Origin of the sequence: Micavibrio sp. TMED2, assembly GCA_002168225.1 — a bacterium.
In the GTDB taxonomy this organism is placed as follows: Bacteria; Pseudomonadota; Alphaproteobacteria; order TMED2; family TMED2; genus TMED2.
The window spans coordinates 211,102-234,226 of the sequence record NHBH01000001.1 but is presented as its reverse complement, the minus strand read 5'-3'; the positions used below and the strand labels follow the sequence as shown (position 1 = coordinate 234,226).

Here is a 23,125-nt window from a genome sequence, read left to right as displayed (position 1 = left end):
GTCATCAGGCGACAGTCTTGTCCGGATAGGGACAGAGATCACTGACCACGCAATGCGGGCAGTCGGGCTTGCGCGCCTTGCAGGTATAGCGACCGTGCAGGATCAGCCAGTGATGGGCGTGCTGTTTCCATTTCGCCGGTACCTTGCGCAGTAATTTGCGCTCCACATCCTCGACGGTCTTGCCGGTAGCCATTTTCATGCGATTGCCGACCCGGAAGATATGGGTATCCACCGCAATGGTCGGCTGACCGAAGGCGATGTTCAGCACCACATTTGCCGTCTTGCGCCCGACGCCAGGCAGTTTTTCCAGCGCCTTGCGGGTCTTCGGTACCTCGCCGCCATGTTCGTTGATCAGGATTTGCGAGAGCTTGATGACGTTCTTTGCCTTGGCATTGAACAGGCCGATGGTCTTGATGTAATCGCGCACCCGTCCCTCGCCCAGCATCACCATGTCATGGGGATTGTCGGCGATCTGAAACAGTTCCTTTGTCGCCCGGTTGACCCCGGCATCGGTTGCCTGTGCCGAGAGCACGACCGCTACCAGCAGCGTATAGGCATTGGTGTATTCCAGATCCGATTTCGGTTCCGGGTTGATCGCCGACAATCGGGCGAAAAACTCATCAATCTGCTCGGGCTTCATGGTCTGGTGGGTCAGTTGGTGGGTTCGGTTGGTTGTTCGGCGGGATCAAGATATAGGCGCAGGCACAGGCGCGCGGCAAGCTGCCACTTTCCCATACCGGCATTTCGCGCCATAGTATCGGGTATGACAACAGAACAGCCGATCCAGCATGATGAGCACGGCTCTCCGGTCTATTTCGACGCGATCCTGCGACCGAACCGGAGCCTGTCGCCGCGTGGCTTTCGCCTGCTGATGCTGGCATTCGGCGCAATGCTGTTCGGTGTCGGCGGCTGGTTTTTCATGGTCGGTGCCTGGCCGGTTTTCGGCTTCATGGGCCTTGAGATCGGCCTGGTCTACTGGTGCTTCAAGCACAATTACAGAACCGGTCGTGCCTATGAGACCGTGCATCTCACTGACCGGCAACTGACCGTCGATCGCTGCAATCATTGGGGTGAGCACAGGCAATGGCAGTTCCAGCCCTATTGGCTCAATGTCGACCTCGCTGATCCGGTGCAGCATGACAGCCAGATACGGCTGGGCAGTCATGGCCGGTCGGTGACCATCGGTAGTTTTCTGGCACCGGAGGAGCGGGCGGATTTTGTCGCTGCCTTGCGCCGGGCGCTTGACCGGGCGCGGGGGCCGCAGCTGCCGCAGGCGGTTGCTGAAACCTGAGCGGGACTAAGCGGGCCAAACCGCAAAAATCGGGTGGGTGAGCCTGCCGTTCCGGTTTAGGATCATACCCATGATGAACACCATTGCCCATGCCGATATCGAGATGCCAGAGCCGATGCAATCCGCGATCTATCACGGCATCGGCGATACACTCGATTACCTCGCCGCCCATTGGCAGGAGCAGCCGAGCCTCGACCTGCTCGCCAAACGCGCCGGGTGGAGCCTGTCGCATTTCCAGCGTGCCTTTACCGATCATGTGGGCGTCAGCCCGAAACGGGTGTTGCAATATCTGACCATTGCCCATGCCCGTGGCCAGTTGGCGGAGGGGGCAAGCCTGCTTGAGGCGTCGCTCGACAGTGGGTTATCCGGGCCGGGCCGGCTCCATGACCTGTTCGTTGCGGTCGAGGCCATGACACCGGGTGAATACAAGAAATCCGGCAGTGATCTGACCATCACCTATGGCTGGTGCCGCTCCCTGTTCGGGCCGGTGCTGCTCGGTGTGACCGAACGCGGTATCTGCTGGCTGGCCTTCGATCACCATGACCGGCCCGAGGCGGCGGAACAGGAGTTTCATGCTGAATGGTCACTGGCCAGACAGATACGTGACGATGCCGCCGTGCAGCCGGTGCTCGATCAGGCGCTGGGCTTCATGCGTGACTGGCAGACCGGGTCACTCCAGGTAAACGGCCAGCCGCCACGGTTGCTGCTGCGGGGCACGAATTTCCAACTCAAGGTCTGGCACGCGCTGCTCTCGATCCCGGCGGGTCGGGTCTACAGCTACGGTCAGATTGCCGAGGCAATCGGCGCGCCGAAGGCTACCCGCGCGGTGGGGGCGGCCTGTGGGGCCAATCTGGTCAGTGCCCTGATCCCTTGCCATCGGGCGATTACCTCGACCGGCATGATCCACGCCTATCGCTGGGGCGTCGGGCGCAAACGGGTGCAGCTCGCTTGTGAATTTGCCCGTTTTGATGAGGCGCAGGCGGCTGGCTGACGCTGATTTGCCCCGGCCTGTGGATCATCCGGGAGATTAGCCGGGAAATTGGCTGGACAGGTGGCATCTCAGCGGCAAAGCTGGCCGGGTTCTTGCATTGCTTTTACCGATAACGCATCAGGTATCAGCCTGTTTCCAGCCAGCCGACGATTGTTCCCATGCCAGCACGTAAAATCCCGTTTGACCGGACCCCGGGTCAGGATGCCCTCGAAATCACTATTGTTGATGATCTGAAAGTCGTTGTGCCGAATGACCTGAGCCAGATGACACCGTTTGTGCTGCTGGAACAGGAAGACTGGTTCGAGGATGAGATCGGGTTCATCCGGAAATTGGCCCAGCCGGGCGTCAATATGCTCGATATCGGGGCCAATTTCGGCCTCTATACCCTCGCCATGGCCAAGGCGATTGGCGGTGATGGCCGGTTCTGGGCGGTTGAGCCAGCGAGTAATACTGCCGGTTTCCTGCGCCGATCTGTTGCCGCCAATGATTTTAAGGCCATTGAGGTTTTGCAGATGGCGCTGTCGGATTCCGATGGTGACGGCTATCTGACCATCGAAAGCTCATCGGAGTTGAATGCCCTCGCCGACGGTCCGGGCGCCAATACCGAACAGGTCAAGCTGAGCACTCTCGACAAGCTGATGGCGGAGCAGTTCGGCGATGTGCAGTTCGATTTCATGAAAATCGATGCCGAGGGGGCTGAATCAGCCATCCTCAAGGGTGGTAAGGCGTTTTTCGAGCAGCAATCGCCTCTGGTCATGTATGAGCTGAAGCACCGCAATCAGGTGAATACCCAGCTGATCCAGCAATTCGCCGATATGGGCTATGAGCCATACCACCTGATCCCCGGCATTGATGTGCTGGTGCCGTTCAGCCTGTCTGATGAAATCGACGGCTACAAACTCAACCTCTTTGCCTGTAAGTCCGATTGTGCCGACCGGCTGGTGGAGCGTGGATTCCTGCTGAAATCGGCTGAGCCGGGCGAGGCGCCCGCTGTCGATTGGGATGATTATGTCGCCATGCAGGGCTGGGTGGTCCATGCCGGGCTGGATTTCGGTCCCTGGGTTTCCGGTGATGCTCTGCCCGAGCCGGACAAGCAACTGCGTCTTGCCCTCTGTCATTGGGGGGCCGCGCATAAGGCAGATGCCAGTGCCGCCGACCGTTATGCGCATCTGAAGACGGCCATGGAACTGGTTTCCGGCATTCCGGCCATGAATGACAGCGCAGCACCGGGCCACGGGCTGATCCGCCTGACCGCCAGCCGGATTACCGCTGATCTCGGCAATCGGGTGCAGCGGGTGACATGGCTCAGTGATGTCTTGCGCTCATTTTCCACCGGTAAAGTGCTGATCAACAAACCGTTTCTGGCGGTTGCCGAGCGGTTCGATGATCTCTCGCCGGATGGTCAGTTGATGAACTGGCTGGGCGTTTCACTGGCTGAAACGATTGATGCGAAGAGCCGCTTCTCATCCTTCTTTACCCTGCCGCGTGACTCATACGATATCTTCAAGAACCTGATGCAGTATCCGCTGCTGTGCGCGGAAACCGTGCGCCGCTATATGCTGTGTATTCAGGCATCGGGCGCAAAGGTTGATGGTGGGTATCCTGCTGGCTTCAAGCCGGTGGCCGAGGCCGCACCGGATAACCGCAATCCCGATCTGTGGCGGCCCTATCTTGCCGCTGATGTCCAGCAGCAGCAGGGCTAGGCAGGCCATCGGGCCTGGGTAGCGTCAGTCGGACAGGCCAAGAACATCGCCCATGCTGTAGCGACCTGCTTGCTGGCGGGCCAGCCATTCGGCGGCGCGCACGGCACCACGGGCAAAGATCTTGCGATCGGTGCAGCGATGGGTGATCTCGATCCGCTCACCGGCCATGGCGAAAATGACGGTGTGTTCCCCAACCACATCGCCGCCGCGCAGGGTGGCAAAGCCGATCTCGCCTTCCGGGCGGGCACCGGTATGCCCTTCGCGGGACAGGCGTTGAATGTCGGCCAGTGCTTTGCCGCGACCGGCAGCGGCGGCATGGCCGAGGGCCAGTGCCGTACCGCTTGGGGCATCGACCTTGGCGCTATGATGCATCTCGACGATTTCAATGTCGGCGGTCCTGGCATCAAGGCTGCCAGCCACCCGACGGACGGTATCGAGCAACAGGTTGACGCCGAGGCTGGTATTGGCCGCCAGTATGACGGGCACTTCCGCTGCCGCCGCGGTAATGGCCGCTTCGGTATCGGCATCGAGACCGGTTGTGCCGATCACCAGCGCGGTTTTATGGGTAACGGCCAGTTCCAGATGGGCGGTGGTGGCCTCGGGCAGGGTGAAGTCGATCACCGCATCCGAGACAGCAAAGACCCCGGCGGCATCCCCGGTCACCGGTGCCACGCTGCCGGTCAAGCCAAAGGTAGCTTCCGCCGTCTCGCCGATCCGGGCATCGCCATCACGGACACCGAGAGCAGACAGGGTCAGCCCGTTTGCGGCCATGATTTCGGCAGCGATCAACTGGCCCATACGGCCACCGGCACCCAGAACCCCGATTTTCATGACGCGTTACCCCTAGTCCTTCAGGTCTTCCCAGAGTTCCTTGACCTTGGAGAAGAAGCCTTCAGATTCCGGGCTGTTGGAGCCGGGCTTGCCCTCACTGTCGAATTGCTTGAGCAGGTCTTTCTGCTTGGCCGACAGGTTGCGCGGTGTCTCGACAAAGGTTTCGATCATCATGTCGCCACGGGTCTGTGAGCGCAGGATCGACATGCCCTTGCCTTTCAGACGGAAGGTCTGGCCCGTCTGGGTTCCGGCAGGCACGGTGAAGCGCGCGCGCTTGCCGTCAATGGTCGGTACTTCCACCTGACCGCCGAGCGCTGCCGTGCTCATCGGGATCGGTACGCGACAGCCCAGATCGGAGCCGGAGCGCATGAAGAACTCATGGGGCTGTATGCTCAGGAAGATATAGAGATCACCGGCTGGTGCACCGCGCAGGCCAGCCTCACCCTCACCGGCGAGGCGGATGCGGGTGCCGTCCTCAACCCCGGCAGGGATGTTGACGTTCAGGTTCTTTTCCTTGCGCACCCGACCGGCACCGGAGCAAACGCCGCACGGGTTCTTGATGATCTTGCCGACGCCGTTACAGGTCGGGCAGGTACGTTCGATCATGAAGAAGCCCTGCTGGGCGCGTACCCGGCCAACACCGCTACAGGTCGGACAGGTGATTGGTTCGCTGTTGCCTTCCGCGCCAGTGCCATGACAGTGGTCACAGGCAACCGAGGTCGGCACGCGGACCTGTACCTTGTCGCCCTTGAAGGCCTGTTCGAGGCTGATTTCGAGGTTGTAGCGGAGGTCGGAGCCGCGACTGCTGGCCTTGCCACCACCGCCGCCGCGCTTGCCGCCCATGAAGTCGCCGAACATCTCGTCGAAAATATCGGCGAAATTAGCGCCGCTGAAACCGAAATCGCCATTGCCGCCGGCACCGCCGCCGCCCATGCCGCCCTCGAAGGCTGCATGGCCGTAACGGTCATAGGCTGCGCGCTTGTCGTCGTCCTTCAGGACGTCATAAGCTTCGCTGATTTCCTTGAACTTGTGTTCGGCCTCAGGATCATCCGGATTGCGGTCCGGGTGGTACTGCATGGCCTGTTTGCGATAGGCGCTTTTAAGCTCAGCCTGCGAGGCATCCTTTTTAACGCCTAACAGCTCGTAATAATCTGTCTTCGCCATCTATCGTTTTCCGCCATCGGGTCGCTGAATGCTGGTGGTAAGAGGGGTTCTTTCGGACGAAAACCGGCCATGGAAAACTCCGCGGCCGGTTTGGTCATGGTGACAGTGTCAGGCAACGTCAGCCGTTGGCCTGTTTGCCACCTTTTTCGTCGTCATCGACTTCCTCAAACTCGGCATCAACGACACCGTCTTCAGCCTTGGAAGCGGCGGCATCGGCAGCCGCGGCATCCGCCGCATCGGCATCGCCGTCAGCGGCAGCCTCTTCCTGGCTCGCCTTGTACATGGCTTCGCCAAGCTTCATAGCTGATTGCTGCAAGGCCTCGCGCGCCGCGTTGATGGCGTCAGGATCTTCGCCAGCCATTGCTTCCTTGGCGGTTGCAATCGCGCTCTCCAGTTCGGCTTTCTCATCCGAGTTGATCTTGTCACCGTTTTCGCTGAGCGATTTTTCGGTTGAGTAGATCAGACCATCGAGCTGGTTGCGTGCCTCGACAACTTCACGACGCTTTTTGTCGTCGGTGGCGTTGCTTTCGGCTTCCTTGACCATTTTCTCAATGTCGGAGTCAGACAGACCACCAGATGCCTGAATACGGATCTGCTGTTCCTTGCCGGTCGCCTTGTCCTTAGCGGACACCTGCACGATACCGTTGGCATCAATGTCGAAGGTGACCTCGATCTGCGGGATACCGCGTGGTGCCGGTGGGATACCGACCAGATCGAACTGACCCAGCGCCTTGTTGTCGGCAGCCATTTCACGTTCGCCCTGGAACACCCGGATGGTGACAGCGTTCTGGTTGTCTTCAGCGGTTGAGAAGGTCTGTGATTTCTTGGTCGGGATCGTGGTGTTACGCTCGATCAGACGGGTGAAGACACCACCGAGGGTCTCGATACCCAGTGACAGCGGGGTAACGTCGAGCAGCAGGACGTCCTTGACGTCGCCTTTCAGAACGCCGCCCTGGATCGCGGCACCAACGGCCACAACCTCGTCAGGGTTCACACCGCGGTGTGGTTCCTTGCCGAAGAATTCTTCAACTGCCTCAATGATCTTCGGCATCCGGGTCATACCACCGACGAGGATGACCTCATCGATTTCGGATGCTTTCAGACCGGCGTCTTTCAGAGCCGCTTTACATGGCTCGATAGACCGTTTGACCAGATCGGCAACCAGCGCTTCCAGCTTGGAGCGGGTCAGGTTGAGATTGAGGTGCTTCGGACCTTCCTTGTCCGCCGTAATGAACGGCAGGTTGACGTCGGTAGAGGTTGCGGAAGACAGCTCGATTTTGGCTTTCTCGGCAGCTTCCTTCAGGCGCTGCAGAGCCAGCTTGTCATCGCGCAGGTCGATGCCGTTCTCTTTTTTGAACTCGTCGGCAAGATAGTCGATGATCTTGTTATCGAAGTCCTCACCACCGAGGAAGGTGTCACCATTGGTGGCCTTCACTTCGAAAACGCCATCGCCGATCTCGAGGATCGAGACGTCAAAGGTACCGCCACCGAGGTCATAGACCGCGATGGTACCGCTGCCTTTTTTCTCCAGCCCATAGGCGAGTGCGGCGGCGGTTGGCTCGTTGATGATACGCAGAACTTCAAGACCGGCGATTTTACCGGCATCCTTGGTGGCCTGACGCTGGCTGTCGTTGAAGTATGCCGGAACGGTGATGACCGCCTGGGTTACTTCCTCGCCGAGATAGGCTTCTGCGGTTTCTTTCAGCTTGCTGAGGACGAAGCTGGAAATCTGTGATGGTGCGTATTTCTCGTCACCGACCTTGACCCAGGCATCGCCGTTATCGCCAGCGACGATATCGAATGGCGCTTTCTTGACCATTTCCTCGACCTGCTTCTCGCTGAAGCGGCGACCGATCAGGCGCTTGATGCCGTAGAGGGTTTTGTCGGGATTGGTAACGGCCTGACGTTTGGCCGGCTGGCCAACGAGACGCTCGTTATCCTTGGCGAAGGCGACCATTGACGGGGTGGTGCGGGCACCCTCGGCATTCTCAATGACCTTGCCCTGATTGCCGTCCATGACGGCAACGCATGAATTCGTGGTTCCGAGATCGATACCAATTACTTTGCTCATTCCTATCAGCCCCTTGTTCTCTTCATGGCGGCGGGTTCTGGCAGTCCGTCAACATATTCTATATGGCCCTGCCAGGCCCAGATTAGGTTTCAAACACTGTTGGTCGCTGATTGGCGACCCTTGTTAAAAGCGATACGCCCAACAACCAACGCTAGGCGGGATATAGGCACGCTTGCCTATTGGTGCAACACGGCAACAGCAAGAAATTGCCATTTTTTACCATGTTGCCGGATAAATATCCCCGGCGGACCGGGTACCGTCATTTTCAGGCGGTTTTGTCGACCGGTCCCTCGGCACCACCCTTGGTGACACCGACGCGAGCCGGGCGCAGCAGACGGTCATGAACCACATAACCCTGCTGCAGAACCTGCATGATCGTGCCGCGTGGTTTTGACGGGTCCTCGACCTCGAACATGACTTCATGCTTGTTCGGGTCGAAAATCTCGTTCTCGCCGATGGCAATCTGTTTGATGCCATGGCGGTTGAGGGCCGATTGCAGTTCCTTGTCCACGGCCTTGATGCCACCGATCAGGTTTTTGATCTGGGCATCGGCGGTGTCGATCGCTTCCTGAGAAACGGCATCGAGGCTGCGGGCGAAGTTGTCCGCGACATTGAGCATGTCCTCGGCAAATTTCACAACGGCATATTTGGCACCATCGGCCTTTTCCCGCTCGGCGCGGCGGCGGACATTCTCGGTCTCGGCAGCGGCGCGCAGCAGGCGGTCGCGCAGATCATCGACCTGGGCATTCAAGGCAGCGATCTCATCAACCGGATTGAACATCGGCTCGACATTGTCCAGCTCGTCTTCATCCATCTCTTCAGCCGCCAGCTCATCGGCAATATCGGCCATGGCATCGGCCTCGGCTCTTGCCGTGGCATCACCCGGGCTTTTCGCCTGTGCGGATTGATAGGCAGCGCTGGCCTCTTCCGGTTTCAGGGTCGGGTCAACAGTGAGCGGGGTATCGTCACCCTGCTCAGCGGGTTTCTTGTCGTTCAAAGGCTTTTGTTGCGACATGGGTTCTGTTTCGCCAATCGGTTTACTGTTTTCTGGTGTGCGCGGTTTTTAAGCCGTGGTTTGCCCCGACGCAAGCGTGAGACAAACAATATCGCCTGATGTCGGTATGGAATCCGCTATTTCAAGGCCTGAGGTGAAATAGCGTCACCCCTGTTTTTGCTTAACTGCCAACCAGTTTGCCCATGATTTTGGCGGTATAATCGACCATGGGGATAATTCGGGCATAATTCAGTCGCGTCGGGCCGATCACGCCGATGGCGCCCACGACTTCCTGTTCCGAATTCTTGTACGGGGCGACAATCACCGAGCATCCGGCAGCCGAGAACAGTCGGTTTTCGGCACCGATGAAAATCTGCACACCCTCGGCGGTATCGGTCGCATCGATGACCCGCATGATGGTTTCCTGACTTTCCAGCTCGTCAAACAGCTGCCGGACCCGGTCGAGGTCTTCCAGAGCCTGAATGTCATCGAGCAGGTTGGCCTGACCCCGGATGATCAGCGTGCCGGATTCATCGCCGGACCAGACCGCAAGCCCGGCCTCAACCACCTGTGTCGAGAGTTCGTCGAGCCTGCTCTTGCGGGTGGCGATCTCGTCGGTAATCTCGCGCCGTGTCTGTTCCAGCGTCCGACCGATCAGCTTGGCATTCAGGTAATTTGCTGCCTCACGCAGGGCAGATTGCGGGATCGAGGGCGGCAGGTTCAGCACCCGGTTTTCGACCAGCCCATCGGAGGTCACCATCACCACCAGTGCCCGACCGGGGCCGAGTTCAACGAACTCGATCTGTTTCAGCGGGCTTTCGCGTTTCGGTGCGGCGACCAGACCGGCACAGCGCGACAGGCCGGACAGCATGGTCGTTGCCTCGGCCAGCATCTGCGGCATGGTCTTGCCGGCTCCGGCAGCGAGCGCTTCGATCGAGGCTTTCTCATCGGCGGCAATGTCACCGACTTCCAGCAGCCCGTCGACGAAGAGGCGCAGACCGGCATCGGTCGGCAGGCGTCCGGCGGAGGTATGGGGCGAATGCAGCAGTCCGGCGTCTTCCAGATCAGCCATGACATTGCGGATTGTGGCCGGGGACAGGTCAATGCCGAGCGCGCGGGAAATGGTGCGCGATCCGACCGGCTCGCCGTGCAGAACGTAATTGTCGACCACATGGCGCAGTACGGCGCGCGAACGCTCGTTCAGCATGCCGAGCGGTGATGGCTGGTCCTGACTATCCAGACCGGAGAATGGACCCGGGAACTGGCCCGGAAATGGTATGGGTTTATTGGCCATGACGGCATTATCATCCAAACTGGCAATCAACGTCGCTATAAAATTTAAAATTCCGGCGGTATGGATGCAATGCCCTGTTGTGATATAGCAGCGCCACAACTGTCCCACCCGCAAGATACCCGATTGGATTTAGTCTCTTATGTCATCACGTCCGTCCGGCCGCGCCGCCGATGCCATGCGCGCTGTTGAAGTCACCACCGATGTTTCGATCCACGCCGAAGGCTCCTGCCTGATCAAGTTCGGCAATACCCATGTGCTGTGCACCGCCAGCGTCGAGGACGGGGTGCCGGGCTGGATGCGCAACACCGGGCGTGGCTGGGTGACCGCAGAATACGGTATGCTGCCACGGGCAACCGGCAGCCGCATGGCGCGGGAAGCCGCCCGCGGCAAGCAATCGGGCCGGACCCAGGAAATCCAGCGCCTGATCGGTCGTGCCCTGCGCTCGATCATCGATCTGGACAAGCTCGGTGAAGTCTCGATCAAGATCGATTGCGATGTGATTCAGGCCGATGGCGGCACGCGTACCGCGTCGATCACCGGCGGTTATGTCGCCCTCAGCCTCGCGATCCAGCACCTGCTCGCGATCAAGGCGATCAAGGAAAACCCGATCACTGACAGCGTCTCCGCCATTTCCTGCGGCGTTTATCAGGGCACACCAGTGCTCGACCTCGATTATGCCGAGGACAGTACCGCCGCTGTGGATGCGAATTTCGTGCTCACCGGCAAGGGCGGTATCGTTGAAATTCAGGGCACCGGCGAGGAGCGCCCGTTTTCCGAAGATGAGTTCCACCAACTGCTGGCGCTGGCCAAGAAGGGCTGCGGCGAACTGGTGGAGTTCCAGACATCAGCATTGGATCTGTCATGACCGAGCATCGCAAATTCACTGGCCAGACCCTCGTTATCGCCACCCATAACAAGGGCAAGGTTCCGGAAATTGCCGCCCTGCTCGATGGCCGGGTGCCGACCCTGACCACTGCCGGTGAACTTGGTCTCGACTCACCCGAGGAGACCGGCACCACCTTCGCCGAGAATGCCACGATCAAGGCGCTGGCGGCGGCAAAGGCCAGCGGCCTGCCCGCCCTTGCCGATGACAGCGGCCTTGCCGTGGTTGCCCTCAATGGTGCGCCCGGCGTCTATACCGCTGACTGGGCCGAAACCGACCGCGATGGCAACGAGCTGCCGGAACGCGACTGGGTCATGGCCATGACCAAGGTACATGAGGCGATGCAGGCGAGCGAAAACCCGGATAAGAGTGCCGCCTTTATCTCGTCGCTGGCTCTGGCGTGGCCTGACGGGCATGTGGAGATCGTCGAGGGCCGTTGTGAGGGCGAGATCGTCTGGCCCATGCGCGGTGACAAGGGCTTCGGCTATGATCCGGTGTTTGTGCCCAAGGGGCATGAGCAGACCTTCGCCGAAATGCCGAAAGAGGCAAAACAGGCGGTCAGCCACCGGGCGGCGGCCTTTGCCCAGCTACGACTGCGCTGTTTCCCATAAACCATATGCCACCCAGCCATGCGTTTGATGTATATGTATCGCGCTTAGGTTTTTCATGTGACCGGCATAACCTGATCTTGTCCTGATGTGCGGTTTCGACGCTGGTGCGATTGGTGAAAAGGCTTGATTTCCCATCCGCCAGCAACAACCTTCCCCGTACAAAAAGATCAAAAACCGGAAATACCCATTATGACCCGTCATCTGACCCCCGGAGAGCCACTCGTTCTCGCTTCTGACAATCCCGGTAAAATCAATGCGGTATCACGCCTGACCGCCGGTGTTGTCGACAAGGTTCTGGGCCTGCGCAAACTGCGCCTGACCCAGGCTGACGAGACCGGCACCACCTTCGAGGAGAATGCCACGATCAAGGCACTGGCGGCGGCCAAGGCATCCGGTCGTCCGGCACTGGCCGATGATAGTGGTCTGGAAGTAGCTGCCCTCGACAACCAGCCCGGCGTCTACATGGCCGACTGGACCTATGACGGCAAGGGCGGTCGCGATGAGGCTCTCGGCAATGCCAAAATCCTCGATGCGCTCGAGAAAAAGGGCGCTACCGATCCGGCCCAGCGCAAAGCGACCATGGTCACGGTGCTGGCGCTCGCATGGCCTGATGGCGATGTCCGTATGGTGCGCGGCGAGGTAACCGGCACGATTGCCGAACTGCCCCGTGGCGCCAATGGTTTCGGCTTCGACCCGATCTTTCAGCCCGATGGTGCCGACAAGACCTTCGGCGAAATGAATGATGACGAGAAACGCGGCTACAGTGCCCGCACCCGTGCCTTCGAGCAGTTTGTCGCCAATCATCTGCCACCAACCGGCCCTGCCCCTGTCCGCGAACAGGAACCGCGCCGGACGCTTGCCCATTGATCATGGCAACGCAGATACCGGACAGCCCATCGGACAACCCGGCACGGGCTGCTGATCCCGGTTTCGGCATATATGTGCATTGGCCGTTCTGCGCCAAAAAATGCCCCTATTGCGACTTCAACAGCCATGTGCGCGAGGCGGTGGATCATGCCCGCTGGCAACAGGCGCTGGTGACCGAGTTGCGGCATTTCGCAAACCTCGTCCCGAACCGGCAGGTCACCTCCGTCTTCTTCGGTGGTGGCACGCCATCGCTCATGGACCCGGCGACCACCGCCGGGGTGATCGAGGCGATCAACGAGTGCTGGCCGGTTGCCGAGGGGATCGAAATCACGCTGGAGGCCAATCCAACCTCGGTAGAAGCCGCGAAATTTGCCGGTTTTGCCGCTGCCGGGGTCAACCGGGTTTCCCTCGGTGTGCAGTCGCTGCATGACCGTGACCTTGCCTTCCTCGGTCGCCAGCATTCGGCTGCCGAGGCCATGGCGGCGGTCAAGCTGGCTCGGCAGTATTTCAACCGGGTCTCCTTCGACCTGATCTATGCGCGACCGGAACAGACGGTGGCGGACTGGGAAGTCGAGCTGAAACAGGCGCTCGAGGCCGGATGCGATCACCTCTCCGCCTATCAGCTGACCATCGAACAGGGCACGCAGTTCTATACCCTGCACAATCGCGGCGCGTTTCAGGTGCCGGATGACGAACTGGCTGGTGATCTGTTCGAGGCAACACAGGCGGCCACCGCTGCTGCCGGTATGCCGGCCTATGAGATTTCCAACCATGCCCGGCCGGGTGAGGCGAGCCGCCACAACCTGACCTATTGGCGCTATGGTGATTATGTCGGTGTCGGGCCGGGTGCCCATGGCCGGCTGACCCTTGCCGATGGCACCCGCGTTGGCACACGCACCCATCTCGCACCGGAAGTCTGGCTCGATCAGGTTGCGCAGCAGGGCCATGCCGCCAAGCCGTTCGAGGCGATCAATCCGGCGGAACAGGTAACGGAATACCTGATGATGGGGTTGCGGCTGGTCGAAGGGGTCGAGCTTGAGCGCATCACCGCACTCGGCGCGCAGGACTGGCAGCACTCGGTCAAACGTCCGGCGCTCGACCGGATGGTGGCGCAGGGGCTGGCCAGTCTTGATGATACCCGGCTGATGTTGACCGCGGACGGTCGCCAGCGGCTGAACTCGGTACTGGCTGACCTGCTGATCTAGCTAGCGGTTGGCCTGACCGGTTCTAATAGACGATTTCTTCAAAGGTATTGCGCGCGGGGTCGAGCACCTGAAACCCGGTGTCATCGATCTCGATCACCGCCAAGCCGCGTTCAACCAGTCCGCTTGGGCGGAACCGGAAGATGCCATCGGTACCGGCAAAGCCGTTGGGGTTGGTCAGCACGTCGCTGCGGTAAATCCGGCTGGTCCAGGCGGCATCGCGGATTTCCTTCTCATCAGTATAGAAATCCACATTGCGGCGGGCCAGAACGGCGGCGAGGGCAACGGCGTCATAACCGATTGTCGCGATCCGTGGTGGCGCACTGCCGAAGGTCTGCTGGTAATCGCGGCTGAATTTCTCGCGCTGGGCCGGGGCCGGGGAGGCAAACCATGCGCCTTCCAGTGTCGGTTCACGCAGGATGTTCGGATCATCCCAGATGCCGGTGCCGAGCAGTTGCACAACCCGTGGGTCAATGTCGAAGAACGGCAGCAGCGGGCCAATAATGCTGATCCGCTGGCCGCCATCGACGATCAGGGCGGCATCATAGGGTGGCTCGCCGTAGGTGTCGGCGCCGCGCAGTTGGCGCAGGGCCTGACGGGACGCGGTGTCTGTACGGGCCGACAGTTCGCTGACCACGGCTTTCAGCTTGGCCTGACGGGCCGGATAATCGGTGAAGCCCTCGACCACCGGGCGCAGATCCTCGACATCATCGGGATAGCGGGTGATCTTGGTAATATCGACACCATAGCTCGGGGCCGCGCGAATGGCGGTTTCAACCACGATATCGGCATAGGTGCTTTCGGGTGCCAGAATGCCGAGACGACCAAGCCCGCGTGAGGCGGCATACGCGATAATCCGGTCAACCTGACTGAATGGCAGAATGCCCATGACATAGACACCGGAGCCGCCAGGTGTACCGATGCGACCGCTGCCCGCCGGGGTTGCCTGACGCCAATCGGTGGTAAAGGCGATCATGTTGACACCGGCATCAACGGCCATTGCCTTGACCGCACCGACCGAGCTGCTGAACAGCGGGCCGAGGATCAGTTCCACATTCTCCGCCAGCAGCGAGGCCATGGCGGCCTGTGCGCCCTCGGGCGTACCGTTGGTGTCGCGCGGGATCAGGACGAAGTTGTCGTCCGCCGCCTCGAACATCGCCAGTTGCCCGGCCTGAAACAGTGCCTGTCCGACCTCTGAGCCGCGACCGGTGAGTGGTAGCAGCATCCCGACCTTGACCGGGCGACCGCGCGGATGACCGATGGTGCCGTCATTCAGAATGATGGTCTGGTCCGGGGCGCGGGTGGCCAGCTCGTCGGCATTGGTCAGCGGTCCGGCAATCCGGGCCGACTGGCTCTGGTTCTGGCCCTGCTGGCTGTACATTTCCGCCGCCGGGCCGCCATTGGACTGGCTTGAACAGGCGGTCAGCAGCATGCCGAGCATCAGCCATACCGTAAGGCAGGCGGCAAGACGGGTAACGCTAGAGCTTTTGGTCACAGTTCTGTACATATCTGATTGATCTACACTCTCAATGCCGCCCGGCCTAGTATCAGGTGGCCTCATCAGTCCAACCGGTAACGCAGTGTGACCGATAATCCCGATACCGATAGCCAAATCCCACGGTTAAATCTACCGCCACAGGTAATCGACAAGGGCCTGCATCTGGTGGCGACACCCATCGGGCGGTTGAGTGATATTACCATTCAGGCGCTCCATGTGCTGGCCGCTGCCGATATTGTGCTGTGTGAGGACACACGGGTCAGTCGCAAGCTGCTGGATTATTACGGCCTCGATAAGACGCTCTGGGCCTATCATGACCATAATGCTGCCGAACAACGGCCCAAGATCCTCGAACGTCTGAAGGCTGGGGCTACTATCGCACTGATCTCTGATGCCGGCACGCCGCTGGTGTCCGATCCCGGCTACAAGCTGGTCAATGATGTGGTTGATGCCGGTCTGCATGTGACCACGGCACCGGGGGCGAGTTCGGTTCTGACCGCATTGCAGCTGTCCGGCCTGCCGACCGACCGGTTTGTGTTTCTCGGTTTCCTGCCGCCGCGCAGTGCCGGACGCAAGCGCGTACTACAGGACTGGCGCGATGCCACGGCCAGTCTGGTGGTATTCGAGACCGCCAAGCGCATGACTGCTTTCCTGAGCGATGCGGCGGAGGTGTTCGGCGATCGTGATGCCGCCCTGACCCGTGAGTTGACCAAGCGCCATGAACAGGTAATCCGCGCGACCCTGCCGGAACTGTCCGAACAGGCAACGGCGAAAAAGATCATGCTCAAGGGCGAATGCGTGGTGGTTATCGGCCCGTCCGACGGCCTGCCTGATACCGCCACCGTCGATATCGATGCCCTGCTGCGCGAGGCGATGTCGCGCCATACAGTCAAGGATGCGGTGCGTCTGGTCAGCGGTGCCCATGGTCTCGACAAGCGTGACGTTTATGCTCGCGCTCTGGCGATCAAAGATGCCGCGGAATAGCCGGTCACATTCTGATAAATCGGCACAGGGTACAGCCGCCCATGCGCGCGGTGTGCGGGCCGAATGGCTGGCCGCTCTGTCGCTGCAGGTGAAGGGCTACCGGATACTTGAGCGCCGGTTCAAAACCCCGGTGGGGGAGATTGATCTGGTCGTCAAACGGGGCCGGGTTGTCGCCTTTGTCGAGGTCAAGGCACGAGCGGAACTGGCCGATGCCGCCCATGCCATCAGCCCGCAATCCCGCGCCCGGATCGAGCGGGCAGCACAATGGTATCTGTCCCAACGGTTGATGGCACAGCCGCCACACAAAAAAGCCGAAATGCACCGCTTTGATATGGTGCTGGTTATCCCCGGCCGTTGGCCACACCATATAGCAAACGCATGGACAGCCGGACTGAGCTGACGGATCAGGCTGATCGCCCGAAAAAATCGATGGCGGCGCCTGTTCCTCTATATGCGGTTGTCGGTTTTTTCGGAGAAACGAACATGATGCGCAACAAGCTTCTCTCTATCCAGACCGGTACCTTTACCGCTGTTTCGCTGGGCATTCTGGCATTGGCCGCAACCGGCTGCACGCCGGTTGGTGCTGCCGTTGGTGCCGGGGCGACTGTTGGTGTCGCCGCCGCACAAGAGCGCACGGTCGGCAGCGCGCTCGATGATGTGGTGATGCAGACCAAGATTTCCGAGCGCTGGTTCCGGCACAACGAGCCGATGTTCAGTGCGCTCGACCTGACCGTTGTTGAGGGCCGGGTGCTGATTACCGGTGTGCTCGACGATCCGGACCTGCGGGTTGATGCGGTTCGTCTCGCCTGGCAGGTCGATGGCGTGAAGGAAGTCATCAACGAAATCCAGCTTGCGGGCGAGGATGAAGGCATTCGGGGCTATGCCCGCGATGTGCGTATTGCCAACGAGCTGCGCGCCAAGCTGACCTTTGACCGGGAAGTCAGCGCGGTGAATTACTCCATCGATACGGTGGGCGGCGTGGTCTATCTGATGGGTATCGCCCTCAGCAAGACCGAACTTGACCGGGTGGTCGGCCATGCCCGCAATATCGAGAGCGTGCGCCGGGTGGTCAGTTATGTCCGTCTGATTGACGAAGTGCCGCAGAGTGATGCAACGGAGCAGACGGCGGCAACGCCGACTGATACCATGCAATCGGCACCTGCTTCTGCATCGGCCCCTGCGCCGTCAGTAACGGGTACCGGTGCGCCGGGAAGCGTATCGGTGGAAACGCTGGACCCGCAATAACAAGAACCGGAAACACACAATATGGACCTAGCGGCCGCAGAGGCACTGCTCCGGGCCGCCGGGCAACAGGATGATGAAGCACTCGATCTGTTGCAGATAGCCGGTGCCTTTGCCCTGTTTGATCTCGGCACACTGGAAGAGCCGGTGCCGCTCGACCCCTATCAGCGGCATCTGAACGAGATGGCGACTGCCATCCGGCACGCCATGCCCGATGGCGAGGTGCAGGCCGATCTCTCGACCCATCTGGCGGCCATGCGATCAGTGGTGATCGAGGCCGAGGGCTATCGTGGCGACGAACAAGATTATGACGCCATGCACAATGCCAATATCCTGAGTGTTATCGAGCGGCGACGCGGTCTGCCGGTCGCCATCGGCCTGATTTGTCTGGCGCTGGCCGATCGCCTCGGCTGGCAGATGGCAGGGCTGAATTTTCCCGGCCACTTCCTGCTGCAACTGACCGTCGGGCGCGAGCGGGCGGTGATTGATCCTTTCGATGGCCTGACCGAGCGCCAGCCGGGCGAGCTGCGGCTGCTGCTGAAGGCCCATCGCGGTCCTGATGCCGAATTCGGGCCGACCCATGAACAGGTGGTCAGCCGCCGCGATGTCCTCATGCGGCTGCGCAATAACGTCAAGATCCGGCAGTTGCAGGCCGATAACGAGGATGCTGCGCTGTCCTGTGTCGAGCAGATGGTCTGGCTCAATCCGATGGATTCCGACCTGCGGCGTGAGGCGGCAATGCTCAATATCCGGGTTGGTAAATTGCAGCATGCGATTGATGCGCTGGAGGCCGCAGCTCTCGTCGATGAAGACCCGCAGGCATCCGCCGAGGCCGCCAGCCTCGCCCGTGAGTTGCGTCACAAGCTGAACTAGGCTTTAGTCTGTTCCAACACCCCTCTGACACTTTTCGAGAAATCCGATCATGAGCCTGACCGTCGCCATCCAGATGGACCCGATGGAGAGCATCAATATCAATGCCGACAGCAGCTATATGATGGCGCTGGAGGCACAGGCCCGCGGCCACCGTCTCTATCACTACCTGCCTGACGCCCTGTTGTATGAGGATGGCAAGGTCATGGCGATGGCCCATCCCATGCGGGTCTGGCGGCCGGAAAGCGGCAATCAGGCCGATGGCTATTTCGAGTTCGGCGCACCGGAAATGCTCGAGCTGGCAACCACCGATGTCATCCTGATGCGGCAGGACCCGCCCTTCGATATGGCCTATATCACGGCGACCCATTTCCTCGATCTGGTCGCGGACAAGACGCTGGTGGTCAATAACCCTACCGCGGTGCGGAATGCGCCGGAGAAGCTGTTCGCCACCCTGTTTCCGGGTTTGCTGCCACCAACCCTGATTACCCGCGATGTTGAGGCGATCAAGGCGTTCCGGGCCAAGCACAAGGACATTATCATCAAGCCGATTTTCGGCAATGGCGGGGCCGGGGTGTTCCATGTGACGCCGGAGGATGAAAACCTCGGCTCACTGCTCGAGATGTTCCATGCCGCCAGCCGTGAGGCACTGATCTGCCAGCGCTACCTGCCGGAGATCAAACAGGGCGACAAGCGGATCATTCTGGTTGAGGGCGAGCCGGTGGGCGCGGTCAGCCGGATGCCCAATGACGGTGAGGCACGGGCGAATTTCCATGCCGGTGGCAGTGCCCGCAAAACCGTCCTGACCGACCGTGAACAGGAAATCTGTCGTCAACTGGCACCGACCCTGCGCGAGCAGGGACTGATTTTTGTCGGGATTGATGTGATTGGTGAGTATCTGACCGAGATCAACGTCACCTCACCGACCGGCATTCAGGAAATCAACGCGCTCGACGGTATTCATATCGAGAAGCTGTTATGGGATGCGCTGGAAGCGCGTCTCGCTTAAGAACCGATCAGCTCGAAGCTTGGTGGTTCGGTGCAGACTTCCGGCACCGGCAGGTTGTCATTGGCACCGAGCAGGGTCGGTTCAACCGCATCATCCTGTGCGATCAGTGCCAGATCGCGGCGGTGGTTGGTGTAGCTCAGTTCATTCATCAGCGCGGTGCGCAGGGCAACCGGGCCAAGACCGGGGCACAAGGTATCCTTGGCCATCGCAGCCATCAGATCGTTGTCATCGGTCATGGTGAAACTGCCGAGCTTGCCGATAACATTATCCAGTACCGGCAGGGCATCGGGTTCATCGGCCATGGTTTTCAGGCCGGTGATAACCCGGTTGCGGTCCATATCGGAGCGAGCGGTGCCACGCACGGAATTGAGGTTGCGGTTGGCGATGCAATAGCCGGTGACGGTATCGAGCAGCCGGGCCGCCTCATCGCCCTGTGGCGGGGCGGAGGTGAACATCAGGTCATCCATGCCCGGTGGCGCTATGGCGAAACCGACGGAATGGCAGCGGGTGATAATGCCCAGATGGATGCGCATCTCGATCAGCCAGAACCAGCCCTTGGTATCCTGTCCGCCATCTTGCCCGCCATTCTGTTCCGCATCACGGGTTGCTGGATCGGCGCAGAGGGCAACCAGCACATCAAGACCGGCACCGGGGGTGGCACGGGTTGCCGGATTGGTGTCGCCGCTATGTCCATAGGATGATCGTGTGGTCATGGCTTTGGTCCCCGCCGCTCTGGTTCGCATCAAAATTGTTGGTGTATTAAATACCCTGTTTCCATGAAAGCACGATGCGGTTTCAGGGGTGACATTTGGTAGTTCAGGGCAGGGCGCGTTTGCTCTCAGATGGTGTGTTCAGGGCAGCCATGGTGTCGCTGATCGTGGTCAGCAGCTGTTCGAGCATGGTTTCAGGATCGTGATCATTGCTGTCCGCTCCTGCTGTTAGCGGCCAGCCATGATCGTGCATCACGGCGCTGAGGGCGGCAAGCCGCGCAAAGCCCAGTGAGCCGGACATGCCCTTCATGTCATGGCACGCGGTTTCCCATTCCTCCCCGGCATCTGCCGTGAGCTGGTTCCGGGCCAGCAAGGCAAAATTATCCAACCGCTCAACAAAGCGGGCAGTCAGCTTGTCGGTCGCCGCATCGCCGATCGCATCCCGTAATTCCTGCTGGATTGCCGTATCAATCAGCGGCATTTCCATCGCCTCCCGCCAGAGGGTGAGCGGATCGGCAGGCGTTGTCGGATTGGCAGCCGGATCAATCGAGGTCATCAGCATCGGATCATCATCAACCACATCTGTTCTGTCTCGCACCGGCAATGCGTTCAGCATATCAACCAGTTGCTTCCAGTTTACCGGCTTTTCCAGATAGCCCGTGAAGTGGTGGGTGCTCAGCTTTTCCTCGATGGTGTCGAGATTGCTGGCGGTCAGGGCAATCAGCGGCACATCGGCGGTCGCCGGGATAGATTTCAGCTTGTCGGCAACGTCCCAGCCGCTCATCCCCGGCATGTTGATATCGAGCAGAATGGCGTCATAGTGTACGGCCTGTGCCCGCTCGACGGCCACTTCGCCATTCTCCGCCGTATCGGCCCGGTAGCCGAGATTTTCCAGATATGCGCTGGCCATTTTGCGGTTCAGTGAATTGTCATCGACAACCAGCAGGTTGAGTGCCTGTTCGCTGACCACTTCGGAAATATCGTTGATGGATGAGTATATCCGACTGGATTCCGGAGCCGGTATCTTGATCCAGAAAGTTGTGCCCTTGCCGCTGGTGCTGGTGAAACCGATGGTTCCGCCCATGGCCTCGGTCAGTTGCTTGCAGATCGCAAGGCCGAGACCGGTACCGTCCGGCCCTTCTTCCTGTTGCACATGGAACTGGCTGTATCGCTCGAAGACATAGCGCTGTTTGTCTTCCGGGATGCCGGTGCCGGTATCTGAGACACGGATGGTCAGGGCCGGCAGTTCCTCGCCCTTGTCATCGGCAAAACTGGTGTTCAGGTCCCGGCCATGGCTGACGGTGATGCGGATCTCACCATCCGTAGTGAACTTGGTCGCATTGCTGACGAAGTTGCGCACGATCTGGGCCAGCCGGTGGCCATCAATATAAAGCGTCGGCAGGTCGTCGGGGATATCGACGGCAATCGAGGTATTGTTCTGTGATGCCTGGCTGGCATAGAGGTCTGCGGCATCACGGACGATCGACGATACATCGCTGATGGTCGGCTGCAGGCGCAGCTGGCCACGCTCCAGCTTGCCGAGATCAAGCACGTCATTAACGATCACGCGCATATCCTTGCCGGCTCTTGCAATCGATTGCACATAATCACGCTGCTGTTCGGTGAGTTCCTGCTTCAGCAACAGATCGGATAATCCGAGCATACCGGTCAAGGGGGTTTTGATCTCGTGACTGATCATCGAGAACATCTGGGTCTGCCGGGTTTCGGTCTCCCGTGCCCGGTCGCGGGCCAGCCGTGTAATGTACAAGGCACGACCCATGCCCAGAACCATGATCGTCAGGAAGATCATGGTGAGTGTATAGGCCACCCAGATGACAGATGTTTTATTGCCTGAAACAGCCAGTACGGCAGCCCGCGGCACTTGTGCTACCAATTGTAGGGGAAGATCATTACTGGTGCGCATCGCCGTGACCGGGTTCTGTCCAGAGTACGGATCAAGGGATGCGCTGTAATCACCATTGCTGTTCGCAAAGATTGTCTTGTCAGAATAAGCGATGGAAATAGAGGCATCGCTGTATGCCTCGGTCAGGTTGGCGGCAATGTCGTCGAAATATTCGGCACTGAAATTAACCGCCAGTACACCGATCAGTGACCCATCGGTATTGGTAATCGCCCAACTGAGCGGCACCACCCGTCGCGCAGTCCGGCGTGAGGTAATGGGTTTGTCCAGATATCCATTGGTCGGGTCTGTTCGATGGGTACGGAAATAATTGCGGTCGCTGACATCAAGGCCGATCAGATTGATGTTGTTGCTGCTGATGATGATACCGTTATCGGAGATGAGGACATAGGTCTTGAATTGCGGCAGGTGATCGATCGACCGTTTGAGAATCGTGTGCGTTTCGGTAATGAAATCGGTGATATCCAGACTGCTGCCGCTTGCTGCCTTGGCTGAGACAACGGAGGTGACGAGCGTGTCGAGGGCTCTAAAACTCTGATCCAGATGCTCAGACATGATGCCGAGGGTCGTGCCCAGTCGCTGCTCGGTCTCAAAGATCAGAGCACGCTCATGCTGGTTGATCAGCTGTGCAATTCCAAGGCCCGAAATGGCACCGACGGCAACCAGTGTGACCAGTGGCAGCACCAGCGATGCACGTAAAATACGTTTAGGCATAAGGCATTGTCATACGTCGTCTGTTGCAAACTCCGAAAATATTCCGATCAATCCATTTTGTTTGCGGCTGTCAGGAGACTATTGCCACCTGACGAAGCAACCGGATTTCGAAACGCAGAAAACAGATATAGAGCTTAATTTTTAAGTTTCTATTTATGAACTATGCATCGCACCGTATGTCATGATCTGTGCCCGTCATAGGATAAAGTTATTCCGCTTTATAAGGCGCTTGCGCTGTGTTCTGCTTGCCAATCTACGTTTCAGGTGAAATTGTC

The 23,125-nt window shown here is 59.5% G+C and carries 21 protein-coding genes; 12 read left to right on the top strand and 9 right to left on the bottom strand.

Annotated features, from left to right (window positions below; translation table 11 throughout):
• Positions 1 to 4: 4 nt before the first annotated feature.
• Positions 5 to 640 carry an endonuclease III gene (locus tag CBB62_01180; protein OUT41009.1) on the bottom strand — a complete coding sequence of 212 codons (636 nt, stop codon included), beginning with the start codon at positions 638 to 640 and terminating at the stop codon, positions 5 to 7.
• Between the two features lie 123 nt (positions 641 to 763).
• On the opposite strand from CBB62_01180, the gene CBB62_01175 reads away from it, so the two are divergent.
• From CBB62_01175 to CBB62_01165, 3 genes are all read left to right on the top strand, one after another.
• Positions 764 to 1,291, top strand: coding sequence for a hypothetical protein (locus CBB62_01175; protein OUT41008.1), 528 nt, complete (start codon positions 764 to 766; stop codon positions 1,289 to 1,291).
• A gap of 103 nt (positions 1,292 to 1,394) precedes the next feature.
• Positions 1,395 to 2,282: a hypothetical protein gene (locus CBB62_01170; protein ID OUT42575.1), complete on the top strand. Its 888-nt coding sequence runs from the start codon at positions 1,395 to 1,397 to the stop codon at positions 2,280 to 2,282.
• 158 nt (positions 2,283 to 2,440) lie between these two features.
• Positions 2,441 to 3,985: a hypothetical protein gene (locus CBB62_01165; GenBank protein ID OUT41007.1), complete on the top strand. Its 1,545-nt coding sequence runs from the start codon at positions 2,441 to 2,443 to the stop codon at positions 3,983 to 3,985.
• Positions 3,986 to 4,009: 24 nt separating this feature from the next.
• On the opposite strand, the gene CBB62_01160 is transcribed toward CBB62_01165, so the two are convergent.
• From CBB62_01160 to hrcA, 5 genes are all read right to left on the bottom strand, one after another.
• Positions 4,010 to 4,816, bottom strand: a complete 807-nt coding sequence (locus tag CBB62_01160; protein ID OUT41006.1) for a 4-hydroxy-tetrahydrodipicolinate reductase — start codon at positions 4,814 to 4,816, stop codon at positions 4,010 to 4,012.
• Between the two features lie 12 nt (positions 4,817 to 4,828).
• Positions 4,829 to 5,980, bottom strand: coding sequence for a molecular chaperone DnaJ (locus CBB62_01155; GenBank protein ID OUT41005.1), 1,152 nt, complete (start codon positions 5,978 to 5,980; stop codon positions 4,829 to 4,831).
• 118 nt (positions 5,981 to 6,098) lie between these two features.
• Positions 6,099 to 8,051 carry a molecular chaperone DnaK gene (locus tag CBB62_01150; GenBank protein OUT41004.1) on the bottom strand — a complete coding sequence of 651 codons (1,953 nt, stop codon included), beginning with the start codon at positions 8,049 to 8,051 and terminating at the stop codon, positions 6,099 to 6,101.
• 265 nt (positions 8,052 to 8,316) lie between these two features.
• Positions 8,317 to 9,066: a nucleotide exchange factor GrpE gene (locus CBB62_01145; GenBank protein ID OUT41003.1), complete on the bottom strand. Its 750-nt coding sequence runs from the start codon at positions 9,064 to 9,066 to the stop codon at positions 8,317 to 8,319.
• Between the two features lie 160 nt (positions 9,067 to 9,226).
• Positions 9,227 to 10,252, bottom strand: coding sequence for a heat-inducible transcriptional repressor HrcA (hrcA, locus tag CBB62_01140; GenBank protein ID OUT42574.1), 1,026 nt, complete (start codon positions 10,250 to 10,252; stop codon positions 9,227 to 9,229).
• 226 nt (positions 10,253 to 10,478) lie between these two features.
• On the opposite strand from hrcA, the gene CBB62_01135 reads away from it, so the two are divergent.
• From CBB62_01135 to CBB62_01120, 4 genes are all read left to right on the top strand, one after another.
• Positions 10,479 to 11,204 carry a ribonuclease PH gene (locus CBB62_01135; protein OUT41002.1) on the top strand — a complete coding sequence of 242 codons (726 nt, stop codon included), beginning with the start codon at positions 10,479 to 10,481 and terminating at the stop codon, positions 11,202 to 11,204.
• The gene (locus CBB62_01130) at positions 11,201 to 11,833 is read left to right on the top strand and encodes a non-canonical purine NTP pyrophosphatase, RdgB/HAM1 family (GenBank protein ID OUT41001.1); all 633 of its coding nucleotides are present in this window, start codon (positions 11,201 to 11,203) and stop codon (positions 11,831 to 11,833) included. Before CBB62_01135 ends, CBB62_01130 begins: the two co-directional genes overlap by 4 nt.
• A gap of 189 nt (positions 11,834 to 12,022) precedes the next feature.
• Positions 12,023 to 12,700: a non-canonical purine NTP pyrophosphatase, RdgB/HAM1 family gene (locus CBB62_01125; protein ID OUT41000.1), complete on the top strand. Its 678-nt coding sequence runs from the start codon at positions 12,023 to 12,025 to the stop codon at positions 12,698 to 12,700.
• A gap of 2 nt (positions 12,701 to 12,702) precedes the next feature.
• Positions 12,703 to 13,905 (top strand): coproporphyrinogen III oxidase, encoded by a 1,203-nt coding sequence (locus CBB62_01120; protein ID OUT40999.1) that lies wholly within the window; start codon positions 12,703 to 12,705, stop codon positions 13,903 to 13,905.
• Between the two features lie 22 nt (positions 13,906 to 13,927).
• Here the strand turns inward: CBB62_01120 and CBB62_01115 are convergent, their stop codons facing one another.
• Complete coding sequence (locus tag CBB62_01115; protein OUT40998.1) at positions 13,928 to 15,463, bottom strand: hypothetical protein; 1,536 nt, start codon at positions 15,461 to 15,463, stop codon at positions 13,928 to 13,930.
• A gap of 51 nt (positions 15,464 to 15,514) precedes the next feature.
• On the opposite strand from CBB62_01115, the gene CBB62_01110 reads away from it, so the two are divergent.
• The 5 genes from CBB62_01110 (at position 15,515) to CBB62_01090 (ending at position 19,505) form a co-directional block, all read left to right on the top strand.
• Entirely contained in the window at positions 15,515 to 16,384 is an 870-nt protein-coding gene (locus CBB62_01110) for a 16S rRNA (cytidine(1402)-2'-O)-methyltransferase (protein OUT42573.1), read from the top strand.
• On the top strand, positions 16,371 to 16,784 hold the full coding sequence (locus tag CBB62_01105) for a hypothetical protein (GenBank protein ID OUT40997.1): 414 nt from the start codon (positions 16,371 to 16,373) through the stop codon (positions 16,782 to 16,784). Before CBB62_01110 ends, CBB62_01105 begins: the two co-directional genes overlap by 14 nt.
• Positions 16,785 to 16,870: 86 nt before the next feature.
• Positions 16,871 to 17,629, top strand: coding sequence for a hypothetical protein (locus tag CBB62_01100; GenBank protein ID OUT42572.1), 759 nt, complete (start codon positions 16,871 to 16,873; stop codon positions 17,627 to 17,629).
• Positions 17,630 to 17,650: 21 nt separating this feature from the next.
• Complete coding sequence (locus tag CBB62_01095) at positions 17,651 to 18,499, top strand: hypothetical protein (protein OUT40996.1); 849 nt, start codon at positions 17,651 to 17,653, stop codon at positions 18,497 to 18,499.
• A gap of 49 nt (positions 18,500 to 18,548) precedes the next feature.
• Positions 18,549 to 19,505, top strand: a complete 957-nt coding sequence (locus tag CBB62_01090; GenBank protein ID OUT40995.1) for a glutathione synthase — start codon at positions 18,549 to 18,551, stop codon at positions 19,503 to 19,505.
• Here the strand turns inward: CBB62_01090 and CBB62_01085 are convergent.
• Together CBB62_01085 and CBB62_01080 are read right to left on the bottom strand one after the other, a co-directional pair.
• Complete coding sequence (locus CBB62_01085) at positions 19,502 to 20,218, bottom strand: hypothetical protein (protein OUT40994.1); 717 nt, start codon at positions 20,216 to 20,218, stop codon at positions 19,502 to 19,504. The genes CBB62_01090 and CBB62_01085 overlap by 4 nt on opposite strands.
• Positions 20,219 to 20,321: 103 nt before the next feature.
• Positions 20,322 to 22,850: a hypothetical protein gene (locus tag CBB62_01080; GenBank protein ID OUT40993.1), complete on the bottom strand. Its 2,529-nt coding sequence runs from the start codon at positions 22,848 to 22,850 to the stop codon at positions 20,322 to 20,324.
• Positions 22,851 to 23,125 lie beyond the last annotated feature (275 nt).